Source organism: Ascidiimonas meishanensis, assembly GCF_037782385.1.
In the GTDB taxonomy this organism is placed as follows: Bacteria; Bacteroidota; Bacteroidia; order Flavobacteriales; family Flavobacteriaceae; genus Ascidiimonas; species Ascidiimonas meishanensis.
Genome location: NZ_JBBEXD010000014.1, coordinates 70,992 through 85,873 on the forward strand (window position 1 = coordinate 70,992; position 14,882 = coordinate 85,873).

At 34.3% G+C, this 14,882-nt stretch carries 15 protein-coding genes; 7 read left to right on the plus strand and 8 right to left on the minus strand.

Going from position 1 to position 14,882, the window contains the following annotated elements; genetic code table 11:
• Positions 1-46: 46 nt before the first annotated feature.
• Both WBG07_RS18155 and WBG07_RS18160 read right to left on the minus strand, forming a co-directional pair.
• Positions 47-1,000: a transketolase family protein gene (locus tag WBG07_RS18155; protein ID WP_340203387.1), complete on the minus strand. Its 954-nt coding sequence runs from the start codon at positions 998-1,000 to the stop codon at positions 47-49.
• Between the two features lie 16 nt (positions 1,001-1,016).
• Positions 1,017-1,862, minus strand: a complete 846-nt coding sequence (locus tag WBG07_RS18160) for a transketolase (RefSeq protein ID WP_340203388.1) — start codon at positions 1,860-1,862, stop codon at positions 1,017-1,019.
• Positions 1,863-2,034: 172 nt separating this feature from the next.
• Here WBG07_RS18160 and tgt point away from each other — a divergent pair, with 172 nt between their 5' ends.
• From tgt to WBG07_RS18195, 7 genes are all read left to right on the plus strand, one after another.
• Positions 2,035-3,165, plus strand: coding sequence for a tRNA guanosine(34) transglycosylase Tgt (tgt, locus tag WBG07_RS18165; RefSeq protein WP_340203390.1), 1,131 nt, complete (start codon positions 2,035-2,037; stop codon positions 3,163-3,165).
• Positions 3,166-4,242, plus strand: coding sequence for an LptF/LptG family permease (locus WBG07_RS18170; RefSeq protein WP_340203392.1), 1,077 nt, complete (start codon positions 3,166-3,168; stop codon positions 4,240-4,242).
• Positions 4,229-5,122: a DMT family transporter gene (locus WBG07_RS18175; protein WP_340203394.1), complete on the plus strand. Its 894-nt coding sequence runs from the start codon at positions 4,229-4,231 to the stop codon at positions 5,120-5,122. Before WBG07_RS18170 ends, WBG07_RS18175 begins: the two co-directional genes overlap by 14 nt.
• A gap of 55 nt (positions 5,123-5,177) precedes the next feature.
• On the plus strand, positions 5,178-6,131 hold the full coding sequence (locus WBG07_RS18180; protein ID WP_340203396.1) for an acetyl-CoA carboxylase carboxyltransferase subunit alpha: 954 nt from the start codon (positions 5,178-5,180) through the stop codon (positions 6,129-6,131).
• A 167-nt stretch (positions 6,132-6,298) separates the two neighbouring features.
• Positions 6,299-7,846: a replicative DNA helicase gene (dnaB, locus tag WBG07_RS18185; RefSeq protein WP_340203398.1), complete on the plus strand. Its 1,548-nt coding sequence runs from the start codon at positions 6,299-6,301 to the stop codon at positions 7,844-7,846.
• Positions 7,824-9,134, plus strand: coding sequence for an asparagine synthetase B (locus WBG07_RS18190; protein ID WP_340203400.1), 1,311 nt, complete (start codon positions 7,824-7,826; stop codon positions 9,132-9,134). Before dnaB ends, WBG07_RS18190 begins: the two co-directional genes overlap by 23 nt.
• Positions 9,135-9,193: 59 nt before the next feature.
• The gene (locus tag WBG07_RS18195; protein ID WP_340203402.1) at positions 9,194-9,616 is read left to right on the plus strand and encodes a secondary thiamine-phosphate synthase enzyme YjbQ; all 423 of its coding nucleotides are present in this window, start codon (positions 9,194-9,196) and stop codon (positions 9,614-9,616) included.
• A 54-nt stretch (positions 9,617-9,670) separates the two neighbouring features.
• On the opposite strand, the gene WBG07_RS18200 is transcribed toward WBG07_RS18195, so the two are convergent.
• The 6 genes from WBG07_RS18200 to thrS all read right to left on the minus strand — a co-directional run bounded on the left by WBG07_RS18200 (position 9,671) and on the right by thrS (position 14,464).
• On the minus strand, positions 9,671-10,219 hold the full coding sequence (locus WBG07_RS18200) for a GNAT family N-acetyltransferase (RefSeq protein ID WP_340203404.1): 549 nt from the start codon (positions 10,217-10,219) through the stop codon (positions 9,671-9,673).
• Between the two features lie 111 nt (positions 10,220-10,330).
• Positions 10,331-11,137, minus strand: a complete 807-nt coding sequence (locus WBG07_RS18205; RefSeq protein WP_340203406.1) for an HAD family hydrolase — start codon at positions 11,135-11,137, stop codon at positions 10,331-10,333.
• A 111-nt stretch (positions 11,138-11,248) separates the two neighbouring features.
• Positions 11,249-11,593 carry a 50S ribosomal protein L20 gene (gene rplT / locus WBG07_RS18210; protein ID WP_340203408.1) on the minus strand — a complete coding sequence of 115 codons (345 nt, stop codon included), beginning with the start codon at positions 11,591-11,593 and terminating at the stop codon, positions 11,249-11,251.
• Between the two features lie 102 nt (positions 11,594-11,695).
• Positions 11,696-11,893 carry a 50S ribosomal protein L35 gene (gene rpmI / locus WBG07_RS18215; RefSeq protein WP_340203410.1) on the minus strand — a complete coding sequence of 66 codons (198 nt, stop codon included), beginning with the start codon at positions 11,891-11,893 and terminating at the stop codon, positions 11,696-11,698.
• 27 nt (positions 11,894-11,920) lie between these two features.
• Complete coding sequence (infC, locus tag WBG07_RS18220; protein WP_340203414.1) at positions 11,921-12,478, minus strand: translation initiation factor IF-3; 558 nt, start codon at positions 12,476-12,478, stop codon at positions 11,921-11,923.
• A gap of 30 nt (positions 12,479-12,508) precedes the next feature.
• Complete coding sequence (gene thrS, locus WBG07_RS18225; RefSeq protein ID WP_340203412.1) at positions 12,509-14,464, minus strand: threonine--tRNA ligase; 1,956 nt, start codon at positions 14,462-14,464, stop codon at positions 12,509-12,511.
• Positions 14,465-14,882: the final 418 nt, after the last annotated feature.

A 14,882-nucleotide genomic window follows, 5' to 3' on the forward strand; every position in this document is an offset into this window, starting at 1 on the left:
TTCAGTTTTAATGTTAGAACAGCATAAGTATCAAATACCTTACCATTTATTTTCTTTTCAACACTTTTAAAACTGAATTTACGATTGCTTTATTGTTCAAACCGTATTTTTCCATGAGTTGCTCTGGTGTTCCACTTTCACCAAAAGTATCTTGGGTGGCTATAAATTCTTGAGGAGCAGGGTTATGTTGTGCTAGAACTCGGGCCACACTCTCTCCTAATCCACCGAGATAATTATGCTCTTCTGCTGTAACAACACATCCCGTTTTTTTAACAGAGGTTAAAATAGCGTCATCATCAAGAGGTTTGATAGTATGTATGTTAATTACTTCGGCTGTGATACCTTTTTCGTTAAGCTCTTCTGCAGCCTCCAACGCTTCCCAAACTAGATGCCCTGTGGCAATAATAGTCACATCATTTCCTTCTTGGAGTTTAATTGCTTTACCAATTTCAAATTTTTGATTTTCAGGCGTGAAGTTTGCTACTTTTGGACGTCCAAATCTAAGATAAACAGGTCCGTAATAATCGGCAATGGCTAAAGTAGCAGCCTTTGTTTGATTGTAATCACAAGTGTTAATAACCACCATGCCAGGAAGCATTTTCATAAGACCAATATCTTCCAAAATTTGGTGAGTAGCCCCATCTTCACCCAAAGTAATACCTGCATGAGAAGCACATATTTTTACGTTTTTATGGGAATAAGCAATAGACTGTCTTATTTGATCATATACCCTTCCGGTAGAGAAGTTGGCAAATGTTCCTGTAAAAGGTATTTTACCTCCTATAGTTAATCCAGCAGCAATTCCCATCATATTAGCCTCAGCAATCCCGATCTGAAAAAACCTTTCTGGGTTTTCTTTAATAAAGTCGTCCATCTTCAAAGAACCAACCAGATCCGCACAGAGGGCAACTACATTTTCATGAGTTCTTCCAAGTTCTGTAAGTCCGTCTCCAAAACCACTGCGAGTATCTTTTTTTCCTGTATCTGTGTATTTTTTCATAATTCTACAACTCAAATTAATAATCTCCTAAGGTTTCTGGGTTTTGTGTAAGTGCTTTTTCTAATTGTTCATCATTAGGAGCTTTACCATGCCATGCATGTGTATGCATCATAAAATCTACACCATTCCCCATTTCTGTATGAAGTAATACGCAAACCGGTTTGCCTTTGCCGCTTCTGGATTTTGCTTCATTCATTCCTTTAATGATAGCTTCTAAACTATTTCCTTCTTTGATTTCTAGCACCTCCCATCCAAATGCAGAGAATTTAGCATTTAAATCGCCTAAAGGTAAAACTTCATCTGTAGCTCCGTCTATTTGTTTGCCATTTACATCAATAGTAGAGATAAGATTATCAACCTTATTTCCTGCTGCATACATAATAGCTTCCCAGTTCTGTCCTTCCTGCAACTCACCATCACCATGAAGACTATAAACTAATTTCTTCTCTCCGTTTAATTTTTTTGATAGGGCAGCTCCAATAGCAACAGACATTCCCTGACCTAAGGATCCTGATGCAATGCGAATTCCTGGTAAACCTTCATGGGTAGTAGGGTGTCCTTGTAGTCTGGAATTAATAAGCCTAAAAGTATTTAGTTCTTCTACTGGAAAATAGCCTTTTCTTGAAAGTACGCTATAAAAAACAGGAGAAATATGACCATTGGATAAGAAAAACAAATCTTCACCAATCCCATCCATTTCAAATCCCTCTTTCAAATCCATGATATCGTTATACATTGCCACGAAAAATTCGGTGCAACCTAAAGAACCTCCCGGATGTCCAGAATTTACCTTGTGTACCATGCGCAGAATGTCTCTTCGAACCTGCGTCACAAGATCAGTAAGCTGTTGTGTATTAGCCATTGTGAGTAGTTAAAATTAAAAATTTTTCAAAAGTAAGTTTTTATTAAAGGGTGGCAAAGATATCACGGAATCATTTTTTAACGAATCTTGGTTAATAAGAGTTAATTTTAAATTTTAATTAAGGAGGTTTGATAGGTAGTTAATTATATTTGCCACCAAACAGGGATGGTTAATGAAATTTGAATTAAAAGCCACAGATAAAGAAAGCAAGGCGAGAGCTGGAGTTGTTACCACAGATCACGGAACGATTGAAACTCCTATTTTTATGCCAGTAGGTACCGTAGGAACTGTCAAGGGAGTGCATCAACGTGAGTTAAAAGAGGACATAAATCCGGATATTATTTTAGGAAACACCTATCATCTTTATTTAAGACCTCAAACCAAAATATTAGAAAAAGCGGGTGGACTTCACAAATTTATAGGTTGGGATAGAAATATTCTCACCGATAGTGGAGGATATCAAGTGTATTCACTTTCTGCAAATAGGAAAATCAAAGAAGAAGGTGTAAAGTTTAAGTCACATATAGACGGTTCTTATCATGTATTTACGCCCGAAAATGTTATGGATATTCAACGAACTATTGGGGCTGATATCATCATGGCATTTGACGAATGTACTCCGTATCCATGTGATTACAACTATGCTAAAAGGTCTATGCATATGACTCATCGTTGGCTAGAAAGATGTATTGATCATTTTGAAAAAACACCTCCTAAATATGGATATGAGCAAACGCTTTTTCCTATTGTACAAGGCTCTGTTTATAAAGACTTACGTTTGCAATCTGCGGAGTATATTGCTTCTAAAAATGCAGAAGGCAATGCCATAGGAGGACTTTCTGTTGGAGAACCGGCAGAAGAAATGTACGCCATGACAGAAGTGGTTTGCTCAGTACTCCCAGAAGATAAGCCAAGATATTTAATGGGCGTGGGAACTCCCATAAATATTTTGGAGAATATAGCGCTAGGAATTGATATGTTTGATTGTGTGATGCCTACCAGGAATGCTAGAAATGGAATGCTTTTTACTGCCAATGGAACCATTAACATTAAGAATAAGAAATGGGAAGACGACTTTTCTCCTATTGATGAGTCTGATATTACTTTTGTCGATACGCAATATTCAAAAGCCTATTTAAGACATTTATTTACTGTAAATGAATTATTGGGTAAACAAATTGCTACCATCCACAATCTTGGATTTTACCTTTGGTTGGTTCGTGAAGCCAGAAAGCATATCTTAGCAGGCGATTTTTACAAATGGAAGCAAGTAATGGTTAAACAAATGGATAAAAGGTTATAGGTGAAAATTATTGATGCATACATATTAAAAAGATACCTCGCTACTTTTTTCGTAATGCTTTTGCTTTTTATTCCTATTGGAATCATGATTGATGTTTCCGAAAAGGTAGATAAAATGATTGAGAGAGAAGTACCTTTTGCGAAAATTGCATCGTACTATTTTGACTTTACTTTTTATTTTGCCAATTTTCTTTTTCCAATTTTTTTGTTCCTTTCGGTCATTTGGTTCACTTCAAAACTGGCTAATAATACAGAGATTATAGCTATTCTAAGTTCTGGAATCTCATTTACTAGATTTCTAAAACCTTATTTAATTGGGGCCGGTATTGTGGCGGTTTTAGCTTTTGTAATGGGAATGTTTATTGTACCATCTGCAAGTAAAGGGTATAATGAATTTAGATATAAATATCTTAAAAAAAATGCCAAAGACAGAGAAACCACTAACTTATTTAATCAGTTAAATGATAATGATTTTATCTATGTAAGTAGTTTTGAACCAAATAATAAAATAGGGTACAATTTCACTTTAGAACATTTTGAAGGCACACAATTAAAGTATAAACTTTCAGCAAAAAATATACGCTGGGTAGAGAAAGACAGTACCTATAGATTGTCTTCTTACACAAAACGTATAATAGGGGAAAAGAACGATTCTGTGATTAACCTGAGACGTAAAGACACGCTATTTACTTTTAACCTAGATGATTTAACACCCGTTTCTTATATAGCAGAAACTAAAAATTTGTTTGAGTTGACTTCTTTTATTGAAAAAGAGAAGCGAAAAGGATCTAGTAATGTGGCAAGATATCAGTTAGTGCTATACAGAAGGTGGAGCCTTCCAATAGCGGCATTTATTTTAACTATTATTGCCGTATCTGTATCTTCAATGAAAAGAAGAGGTGGAATGGGAGTGAATCTTGCGCTTGGAATCTTTATAGCATTCATTTTTATTTTTTTCGACAAGGTTTTTGGTACTATGGCAGAACGCGCTGGTTTTTCTCCATTACTTGCCGTCATCTTACCTAATGCCATCTTTGGGGCTTTAGCAATTTATCTGCTGCGAAATGCAAAACGATGATCTAAAAAATTACTTACACCTTCACCTAATTGTATTTCTGTGGGGGTTTACAGCCATTTTGGGTGCCTTAATAAGTATAGAAGCACTACCACTGGTTTGGTACCGAATGCTAATGGCCTCTATTCTAATTGGTTTTTATATCCTGATAAGAAAAATATCAATAAAAGTACCTTGGAGAACGCTCATATTGTTTATTCTTGGCGGAATTTTGATCGCATTACACTGGGTAACCTTTTTTGGTGCTATAAAGACCTCTAATGTTTCTATTACTTTAGCCATGATGTCTACAGGCTCTTTTTTTACAGCCATATTGGAGCCTATATGGTATAAACGAAGGGTTATTTGGTACGAAATTATATTTGGTTTGATCGTTATCGTAGGGCTATATATTATCTTTAAAGTAGAAGGAGAATATGTATATGGAATTGTACTCGCTTTAATTTCTGCATTTCTTTCGGCGCTATTTTCTTTATTGAATGGGAAACTGGTAAAAGAACAAAAACCTTCTGTGATCTCGCTATATGAACTGTTTTCCGGAACCTTGTTTTTATCGGTATTTCTTTTATTTAAAGGAAGTTTTACGGCCCAATTTTTTACAATATCCATTTCAGATTGGTCCTATCTTTTTATCCTTGCTTCAGTGAGCACTGCATATGCCTTTATAGCATCAGTTAAAATCATGAAATTTATTAGTCCATACACCGTAATGCTCACTATAAATATGGAGCCGGTTTACGGGATACTTTTAGCCTTTTTTATTCTTGGTGATTCAGAAAGAATGGATTCTGGTTTTTATATTGGTGCTGTGGTCATACTAGCCACTGTTATTGCTAATGGAATTTTGAAGTATCGTTTAAAAAAGAAAAGTGCATCTTTCTAGTAGTACCATTTAATGTTTTATATTTGTTCTTAATAAATACTAACAGCGAAAACTAATGGAATACCTCGATTTTGAATTACCCATTAAAGAACTTGAAGATCAATTAGATAAGTGTAAAATCATTGGTGAAGAGAGTGATATTGATGTAACTGGTACTTGCAAGCAAATTGAGAAGAAGTTAACAGAAACCAAAAAAGGAATCTATAAAAATCTTACCGCTTGGCAACGTGTACAGTTATCTAGACATCCATCCAGACCCTATACACTTGATTATATAAAAGCTTTAGCGGGAGATACCTTTCTGGAGCTTCACGGAGACCGAGGAGTTAAAGATGACAAAGCCATGATAGGTGGCTTAGGTAAAATTGGCGATCAAAGTTACATGTTTATTGGGCAACAAAAAGGGTTTAATACCAAGACAAGACAGTATCGTAATTTTGGAATGGCGAATCCTGAGGGTTATCGCAAGGCACTTCGATTAATGAAATCGGCCGAAAAGTTTGGTATCCCAGTTGTATGCTTTATTGATACCCCTGGAGCATATCCAGGTATTGAGGCAGAAGAACGAGGACAAGGTGAAGCCATAGCAAGGAATATTCTTGAGATGACACGTTTAAAAGTGCCAATAATTGTGATTATTGTTGGAGAAGGTGCATCAGGTGGGGCGCTTGGTATTGGTGTAGGTGACAAGGTGATGATGTTAGAAAATACATGGTATTCTGTGATTTCTCCTGAGTCATGCTCCTCTATTCTATGGAGAAGTTGGGAATATAAAGAACAGGCAGCCGATGCATTAAAGCTTACGGCACCAGATATGAAAAAAATGCATCTTATTGACGAAATCATCAAAGAACCACTTGGTGGTGCACATTATGATAGAAATACAACCTTCACTACAGTTCAAAAGGTCATTACAGATGTTTACGAAGATTTAAAAAAGTTATCACCAAAAGAATTAGTCAAACAGCGAATGGATAAATATGCTCAAATGGGGGTATTTAGAGGATGATCTGTTCAAAATAATAGATATACTGAAAACCGAAGTATTTTACTTCGGTTTTTTTTGGTTATTAACAATAAAAATGATTTATTAACAATCTAATTGTTGAAGAGTCGTTAACTAAGTACTCCGTTAAAAAAGATGTTGAAGCATATTAATTAGCTATTTTCGCAGTCATGGAAAACACCAAATCAATTGTAAATCTCAAAACAGATAGAAGTAGCCTAATCAATCTTGAAAGAGGTAAGATACCTCCTCAAGCAATTGATTTAGAGGAGGTTGCTTTAGGGGCAATGTTAATTGATAAAAAAGGAGTTGATGAGGTAATAGACATTTTACATCCAGAAGTTTTTTATAAGGAAGCGCATAAGCATATCTATGAAGCGATTGTGAAGCTTTTTGAAAATTCAGAACCTATTGATTTATTAACTGTTTCTGCTCAACTAAAGAAAGAAAAAAAACTTGATTTAATTGGGGGGGACTTTTATTTAATACAACTAACCCAAAAAGTAGCTTCATCGGCGCATATAGAGTTTCACGCCCGTATTATACTTCAAAAGTTTATTCAAAGAAGATTAATTCAAATCTCGAGTGAAATTATTGAAGCTTCATATGATGAAACTACAGATGTTTTTGATTTACTGGATACTGCAGAATCCAAATTATATGAAGTAACTCAAGGGAATATCAAAAAATCTTCAGAAACAGCACAAAGCCTCGTTATTCAGGCCAAAAAGAAAATAGAGGAGATTTCTAATAAAGAGGGGCTAAGTGGAATACCTTCTGGTTTTGATAAACTAGATAAACTTACCTCAGGTTGGCAGCCAAGTGATTTAGTTATTATAGCTGCGCGTCCTGGTATGGGTAAAACTGCTTTTGTGCTTTCTATGGCAAGAAATATTGCCGTAAATTCAAATATACCCGTTGCTGTATTTTCATTAGAAATGGCATCAGTTCAGTTAATTACTCGTTTAATTTCATCCGAAACCGGACTTTCTTCCGAAAAATTACGAACTGGGAAGTTAGAAAAGCACGAATGGGAGCAGTTAAATGTAAAGGTAAAAGGTTTAGAAAAAGCACCTTTATTTATTGATGATACTCCATCTTTATCTATTTTTGACCTTAGAGCTAAGGCAAGAAGGCTTTCCTCTCAGCATGGTATTAAAATGATTGTAATTGATTATTTACAGTTAATGACCGCTGGAGGATCTCAAAAAGGGGGCAATAGGGAACAAGAGATATCTTCAATTTCTAGAAACCTTAAAGCACTGGCAAAAGAGTTAAATGTACCGGTAATTGCACTCTCTCAATTATCAAGGGCAGTAGAAACCAGAGGAGGTAGCAAACGTCCATTATTATCTGATTTAAGAGAATCTGGTGCAATAGAACAAGATGCAGATATAGTATCTTTTATATATAGACCTGAATACTATAAAATTGAAGAGTGGGACGATGAAGAAAGAACACCTACTCAAGGACAGGCAGAATTTATAGTTGCCAAGCATAGAAATGGCGGTTTAGATAATATTAGGTTAAAATTTATTGGACAATTAGGTAAATTCGATAATTTAGATGACTTTGATTCTCCGTTTGAATTTCAATCTAAGATGAATGATGGGGAGGAGAATCCGTTTTTAACTAAGAATTTACCAAGTGCAGATGAAGCTTTTGGAAGTTCAATGAATGATGAATTTGATCCTGATGATAACGAAGTACCTTTTTAAAACTCGAGTTTACAACCACAGTAATCAATTAAAAAAATACTGCTTTATACTGCTTTTTTTAATTAGCAGTTTACCGGTCTTTGCATCTTATATTTTAATCCCAATGGATGCAGAGTCGCAAAAGAACCATTTAAAAGCCTATGGCCTTACGTATTGGATTTTAAATAAACAATTAAAAGTCAAATGGCTGCTTAATTATCGTGGTGGTTCTTTTCTGCTGCCAGATGAAGAAGAAATTAGAAAAGAATGTCAGATTAGAGGTGTTTCCTTTGAATTGCTTTCCAATGCAAAAACGGAAACTATATTGGCACAAATTGAAAGTCCCTCCCAAAATCAGGAAGCTGTTGTATTAGAAAAAGCACCAAAAATCGCAGTGTATTCACCAAAAGGCAATCAGCCTTGGGATGACGCCGTTACTATGGTGTTAACGTATGCTGAAATACCTTACGCTGTAATCTATGATGAAGAGGTGCTAAAAGACGGATTGCTTCTTTATGATTGGTTGCATTTGCATCACGAAGATTTTACAGGTCAATATGGAAAATTTTATGGAGCCTATCGTGCTGCTCCCTGGTATATGGCTGAAAAAAAACGAGCTGAAGCCTTGGCTTTTAAACTAGGGTATACAAAGGTTTCTGAGGAGAAAAGAGCAGTAGCACTTAAAATAAGAGATTACGTAATAGGTGGAGGCTTTATGTTTGCAATGTGTTCTGCTACAGACAGTTTTGATATTGCATTAGCTGCTGTGGATGTAGATATTTGTGAGCCCATGTTTGACGGCGACCCTTCAGAACCAAATTATCAAACCAAAATTGATTATACCAATACTTTTGCATTTACCAATTTTATTTTAGAAAGAAATCCTAATAGATATGAATTCTCTTCTATTGATATGACGGAAAGGAGAAGTATCCCCAAAGAGAGTGATTATTTTACTTTAATGGATTTTTCTGCGAAGTGGGATCCGGTACCCACTATGTTGTGCCAAAATCATACTGCATTAGTAAAAGGCTTTATGGGCCAGACCACAAGTTTTGCAAGAGATCAGGTAAAATCTACAGTCTTGGTATTAGGTGAAAACCGCCTAAATAATGAAGCACGCTATATCCATGGAATTCGTGGAAAAGGTTTTTTTACTTTTTATGGAGGGCATGATCCAGAAGATTATCAGCATCGGGTAGGGGATCCTAAAACGGAATTAGAATTACATCCGGCATCTCCAGGATATCGCTTAATACTTAATAACGTATTATTTCCAGCTGCTCGTAAAAAGAAACAAAAAACATGATGCATACTAATATCACTGACGTCTCTAAATTGATATCTCAATCTATTTGATAATTTTCAATGAAATTTCACCAACATTCAATTGTGCTTAAACCTAGAAATAGAGGTTTCCATTTAATCACAGAAGAAGTTTTAAAAGCATGTCCTGAAATTCAAACAATTACTATTGGGCAATTACATGTATTCATTAAACATACTTCCGCAAGCCTTACAATTAATGAAAATGCAGATGCTACGGTAAGGGAAGATTTTGAAAGTAATTTTAATACATTAATACCAGAGAATGCACCCTATTACAAGCATATTTATGAAGGTGCAGATGATATGCCCGCACATATAAAAGCTTCCCTTTTAGGAAATTCAATAAATATTCCTATTACTAATGGTATTCTTAATCTGGGAACGTGGCAAGGAATCTACTTAGGAGAACATAGAAATAATGGAGGATCAAGATCATTAATAATCACTATTTTTGGATCTTAATTAAAGAATTTGGAGTAGAAATCCCCTTTAACTTATGCACATTTCAAACCTAATTTATTCATTGAAATGAGTCTCTTTAATCCAATCAGTTTTCTTTAATTCATACCAATTACAGAGGGTATCTTCGTGGTAAAAGGTTTCTGTAGATTTCAGTCCTATTTTTTGAAGTATTTTATTAGAACCAATATTATTTACATCAGCAGCAGCACCTATTTTTTCTAATTTCAATTGGTCAAATCCATATTGTAATGATGCCAATGCCGTTTCGGTACCGATACCTTGGCCCCAATATTTTTTGCGTAATCGGTATCCTAAGTCGTAATAATCAAATCCTTTCCTTAATTTTCGCTCATATTTTAAACCAGTCCACCCCACAAAGTCATTTGTTTTTTTATTAATTATTGCCCATCTGCCCATACCATATTCTTCGTATTGAGATCTAACAGACATAATAATTTTTTTAGCTTCTTCTAATGTTTGAATAGGTTTATTGCCCAAATACCTGTGTACTTCAGCATCAGAATCTAAGGCAAACATACCAGATGCGTCTCCCATTACGAGATCCCTAATAAGAAATCTTTCTGTTTCCATATGAATTTTCATAACGAACTAAGTATTAAATAAGGATTATGAGTTTTAATAAACTAAAAGTAAAGAGAAGTTTTAAATTTTTGGGTAAGATGAATCACGTTTAGACAACTAAGTATTGAAAGGTTAGTTTATGGCTGTGATTAATTTCTCTAAAACCCGTTCTACTCCATAATCATCATTACTCGTCGTATGGTAATTGGCTATTTTTTTTACATTGGAATGCGCATTTTCCATCGCGTAGCTAAAATGACCAAGTTGTAGCATTTCTAGATCATTATTATAATCTCCAAAAACCATAGTTTGAGAGCTGTTAATTCCTAGTTTTTGTTGAATCAGTCTTAATGCATTCCCTTTATTAGCCATTGGATGTGAAATGTCTAACCAATTAAGTCCTGAAACTTTTACTTGATAATTATCTTCAAACTGTTTAATTTTAGGATAGATATGATTTTCAGAATTTTCAAAATGATAACTTGCAATTTTAAGGAACAGATCATCTTTAACTTTGGTTAGATCTTCTACGATTTGATACTTATGATAGTATTCGCTAAATACGTCAATAAACGGTTTATTTCTGGTTTCAATATAGGCACTATCTCTACCGCATAGAACAATATATACTCCTGGAATTTTCCTCAATGTTTTGATAAAGCTATTGATTTTAATGGATGAGAGATGATGAATTAATAACTGTTTATCTTGCTTTTTTGCAATCCCACCATTTTCTGCAATTATGGTAATATCATCTTTAATTATTTTTAATTTATCAATAATACTATAGTACTGTCTTCCGCTAGCTGCAATAAACTCAATGTTTTTTTTAGACATAAGATTAAATAATTCAAAGAATCTTTTACTGACTTGCCCTTTTGAATTCAAAAGAGTGCCGTCCATGTCAGCTACTACTAATTTTACGTTTTCTAGATTCATATAGGAGTTTAAAATAGAATTATTGTTTTATAAATAGTATAAATTGATTACAAATTAAAAATCCGGCACATAGAGTACCGGATTTAATAAGCGAAATATAGTGTTAAACGTTTATTTTACTTTCTCAACTACTGCTTTGAATGCATCTGGGTGATTCATAGCTAAATCTGCAAGAACTTTTCTATTAAGTTCAATATTATTAGCTTTTACTTTTCCCATAAATTGTGAATAAGACATTCCGTGTAATCTTGCACCAGCATTAATACGGGTGATCCAAAGAGCACGAAAAGTTCTTTTTTTGTTTCTGCGATCTCTGTAAGAGTAAAGCATTGCTTTTTCAACAGCGTTTTTAGCTACCGTCCAAACGTTTTTACGACGACCAAAATATCCTTTGGCCTGCTTCATTATTTTTTTTCTTCTTGCCCGTGAAGCTACGGAGTTTACTGATCTTGGCATAATTTTTAATTTTTTGTAGCAGGCGGCAATTTTTACGCTTTATTAGCATTTTTCAGCTAGCCTGACTCCATGGTTTTTTAATTAATTGAACCTACTTGACAATTACTTTAATCGTAATTGTTCTAAAACACTATTCTCATCATGTGGGTGTACCAATGTAGAGTGTGTTAAAGCTAGCTTACGCTTTTTTGACTTTTTTGTCAGAATATGACTTTTGAAAGCGTGCTTTCTTTTGATTTTACCAGAACCTGTAAGCTTAAAACGCTTCTTAGCACTGGATTTTGTTTTCATTTTAGGCATTTCTTCCTTAGTATTAAATTACTTCGCTTATTTTGCTTTTTTTGGAGCGATAAACATGGTCATACGTTTACCCTCTAATCTTGGCATTTGTTCTACCTTGCCAAATTCTTCTAAATCTGTAGCCAATCTCAACAATAGAATTTCACCTTGGTCTTTGTAGACAATAGATCTTCCTTTAAAAAAAACATAGGCTTTTAACTTTGCTCCATCTTTCAAGAACTTCTCACCGTGTTTCTTTTTAAATTCATAATCGTGATCATCAGTCTGTGGACCAAATCTAATTTCCTTTACCACTACTTTACTTGCTTTCGCTTTCATCACTTTTTCTCTCTTCTTCTGCTCGTAAAGAAACTTTTTATAGTCCATTATTTTACAAACAGGAGGAGTTGCTTTAGGTGAAATTTCAACAAGATCCAATTCTAGTTCATCTGCTTTTTCAAGAGCAGTTTTGGTAGGATAAACACCTATTTCCACATTATCCCCTACCAATCGAACTTCAGGTACTCTGATATCTCGATTAATTTTATGCGGATTTTTGTCTTCCCTTTGGAAAGTTCTGTAACCTCTACGATTGTTATTTCTAATTGCTATGGCCTAAATTATTTTTAATTAAACTTAATTTTTTATTATTTCAAACTTTTTCAAAGTTTTATTCTCTTCTTCTTTAACAATTTGAACAAATTTCTCAATCGTAATAGCACCTAAATCTTCGGAGCCATGTCTTCGAACTGATATCGTTTGTTCTTTCGCTTCATTTTCACCAACAATCAGCATAAATGGAATCTTCTTCATTTCTGCCTCTCTTATTTTCTTGCCAATCGTTTCATTTCGATTATCTACAAGGGCGCGAATTTCGTCATTTTCCAATAAATTTAAAACTTTTTCCGCATATTTTTCATATTTCTCGCTAATAGATAGAATAATGGCCTGTTCTGGCATTAACCAAAGAGGAAAATTACCACCTGTATGCTCTAATAAAATGGCTATAAATCGTTCCATACTTCCAAAGGGTGCCCTGTGAATCATCACCGGTCTATGGAGCTCATTATCACTTCCTTTATAAGAAAGATCAAATCGTTCAGGAAGATTATAATCTACTTGTATAGTACCTAGTTGCCATTTCCTTCCCAAAGCATCTTGTACCATGAAATCTAGCTTTGGTCCATAAAAAGCAGCTTCACCGGTTTCAATTATATAATCTAATCCTTTTTCTTTTGTCGCTGAGATAATTGCTTTCTCTGCTTTTTCCCAATTTTCATCAGAACCAATATATTTTTCTGGATTTTCTGGATCTCTAAGAGATACCTGAGTTATAAATTTTTCAAAGCCCAAAGCTTTAAAAACATAAAGAACTAAATCAATTACATTTTTAAATTCGCTATCTAGTTGTTCTGGAGTGCAAAATATATGAGCATCATCCTGTGTGAAACCTCGTACTCGAGTAAGACCGTGTAATTCTCCACTTTGCTCATATCTATAAACAGTGCCAAATTCTGCATATCGCACAGGTAACTCTTTATAGCTCCAAGGTTTCGCATTAAATATTTCACAATGATGTGGGCAATTCATTGGCTTTAACATAAACTCTTCACCTTCATTAGGTGTTTCAATAGGTTTAAAGCTGTCTTCTCCATATTTTGCAAAATGCCCTGAAGTAATGTATAGTTGTTTATTACCAATATGAGGGGAAGCCACTAGGTCATAACCTGCTTTTTTCTGTGCTTTTTTCAAAAATTGCTCAAGTCTTTCTCTGAGAGCAGCTCCTTTAGGTAGCCATAGAGGGAGTCCCTGACCTACTTTTTGAGAAAAAGTAAAAAGTTCCAGTTCCTTTCCTAATTTTCTATGATCCCGTTTTTTTGCCTCTTCTAATAGATGGAGATATTCTGTAAGTTCCTTTTGTTTTGGAAAAGAAACTCCGTAAATCCTAGTTAGTTGGGTATTATTTTCATCACCACGCCAATAGGCACCAGCAACATTTAATAATTTCACGGCTTTAATAATTCCTGTATTTGGAATATGCCCTCCACGACATAAATCTGTAAAAGTGTCATGGTCACAGAAAGTGATAGTGCCATCTTCAAGATTTTCAATAAGCTCTACCTTATATTGATTGTCTTGAGATTTGTAATAATCCAAAGCATCTTTTTTAGAAATAGATCGCAATTGATAATCATGCTTTCCTCGGGCAATTTCCAACATTCTTTTTTCAATCTGCTGAAAGTCTTTTTCTGAAATCGAGTTTTCTCCAAAGTCAACATCATAATAAAAACCATTATCAATGGCAGGTCCTATGGTAAGTTTAATACCAGGATATAGGTCTTCTAATGCTTGAGCAAGTACATGAGCGGTAGAATGCCAGAATGCTTTTTTACCTTCTTCTTGTTTCCAAGTATATAGTATGAGTTTCCCATTTTGTGTTAATGGAGTAGTAGTTTCAATAGTTTCTCCATTAAAATTGCCAGAAATCACATTTCTAGCAAACCCCTCACTTATATCTTTAGCGACTTCAATAGGTGTTATATTTTCCTGATATTCCCTAATTGATCCGTCTGGTAAAGTAATTTTGATCATTACAATTCTTTTAATTTCACAACGCAAAGATAGTAGGTAGTTTTTAGGCGCACAATAGAATTGTTTGATATAATGAATAGGTTTTTTATTCACTTAAAAATCAATCACTATCTATGAGAATGTCTCCTGTTTACAGGATAGAATTTTGACTGAAAAAAAAAGTTTTCTCTTTAACCCTTTGATATTCAGCATAGGTTATAAATAGTTTAAAAAAAGTGGATTAAAAAGTTGTTATAAGGTAAGAAAGGGTGGTATATTTGCCACCGCTTTGAGGGTGATGAAGATGTAAAGCGTATAAGTTCTTTGATTATTTTGGATATAATAAACGGGTTTACAGTTGATTGTAAATTTTTTAATTATTTTTCAGAAAAGGTTTGGAATTAGTAATTTAATAGTTTTATATTTGCACCCGCTTTAC

What these genes read in the sequence shown, in the direction of transcription:
- WBG07_RS18155 (WP_340203387.1), bottom strand. Translation starts at nt 1,000, where the DNA reads ATGAAAAAATACACAGATACAGGAAAAAAAGATACTCGCAGTGGTTTT.
- WBG07_RS18160 (WP_340203388.1), bottom strand. Translation starts at nt 1,862, where the DNA reads ATGGCTAATACACAACAGCTTACTGATCTTGTGACGCAGGTTCGAAGA.
- tgt (WP_340203390.1), top strand. Translation starts at nt 2,035, where the DNA reads ATGAAATTTGAATTAAAAGCCACAGATAAAGAAAGCAAGGCGAGAGCT.
- WBG07_RS18175 (WP_340203394.1), top strand. Translation starts at nt 4,229, where the DNA reads ATGCAAAACGATGATCTAAAAAATTACTTACACCTTCACCTAATTGTA.
- WBG07_RS18180 (WP_340203396.1), top strand. Translation starts at nt 5,178, where the DNA reads ATGGAATACCTCGATTTTGAATTACCCATTAAAGAACTTGAAGATCAA.
- dnaB (WP_340203398.1), top strand. Translation starts at nt 6,299, where the DNA reads ATGGAAAACACCAAATCAATTGTAAATCTCAAAACAGATAGAAGTAGC.
- WBG07_RS18190 (WP_340203400.1), top strand. Translation starts at nt 7,824, where the DNA reads ATGATAACGAAGTACCTTTTTAAAACTCGAGTTTACAACCACAGTAAT.
- WBG07_RS18195 (WP_340203402.1), top strand. Translation starts at nt 9,194, where the DNA reads ATGAAATTTCACCAACATTCAATTGTGCTTAAACCTAGAAATAGAGGT.
- WBG07_RS18200 (WP_340203404.1), bottom strand. Translation starts at nt 10,219, where the DNA reads ATGAAAATTCATATGGAAACAGAAAGATTTCTTATTAGGGATCTCGTA.
- WBG07_RS18205 (WP_340203406.1), bottom strand. Translation starts at nt 11,137, where the DNA reads ATGAATCTAGAAAACGTAAAATTAGTAGTAGCTGACATGGACGGCACT.
- rplT (WP_340203408.1), bottom strand. Translation starts at nt 11,593, where the DNA reads ATGCCAAGATCAGTAAACTCCGTAGCTTCACGGGCAAGAAGAAAAAAA.
- rpmI (WP_340203410.1), bottom strand. Translation starts at nt 11,893, where the DNA reads ATGCCTAAAATGAAAACAAAATCCAGTGCTAAGAAGCGTTTTAAGCTT.
- thrS (WP_340203412.1), bottom strand. Translation starts at nt 14,464, where the DNA reads ATGATCAAAATTACTTTACCAGACGGATCAATTAGGGAATATCAGGAA.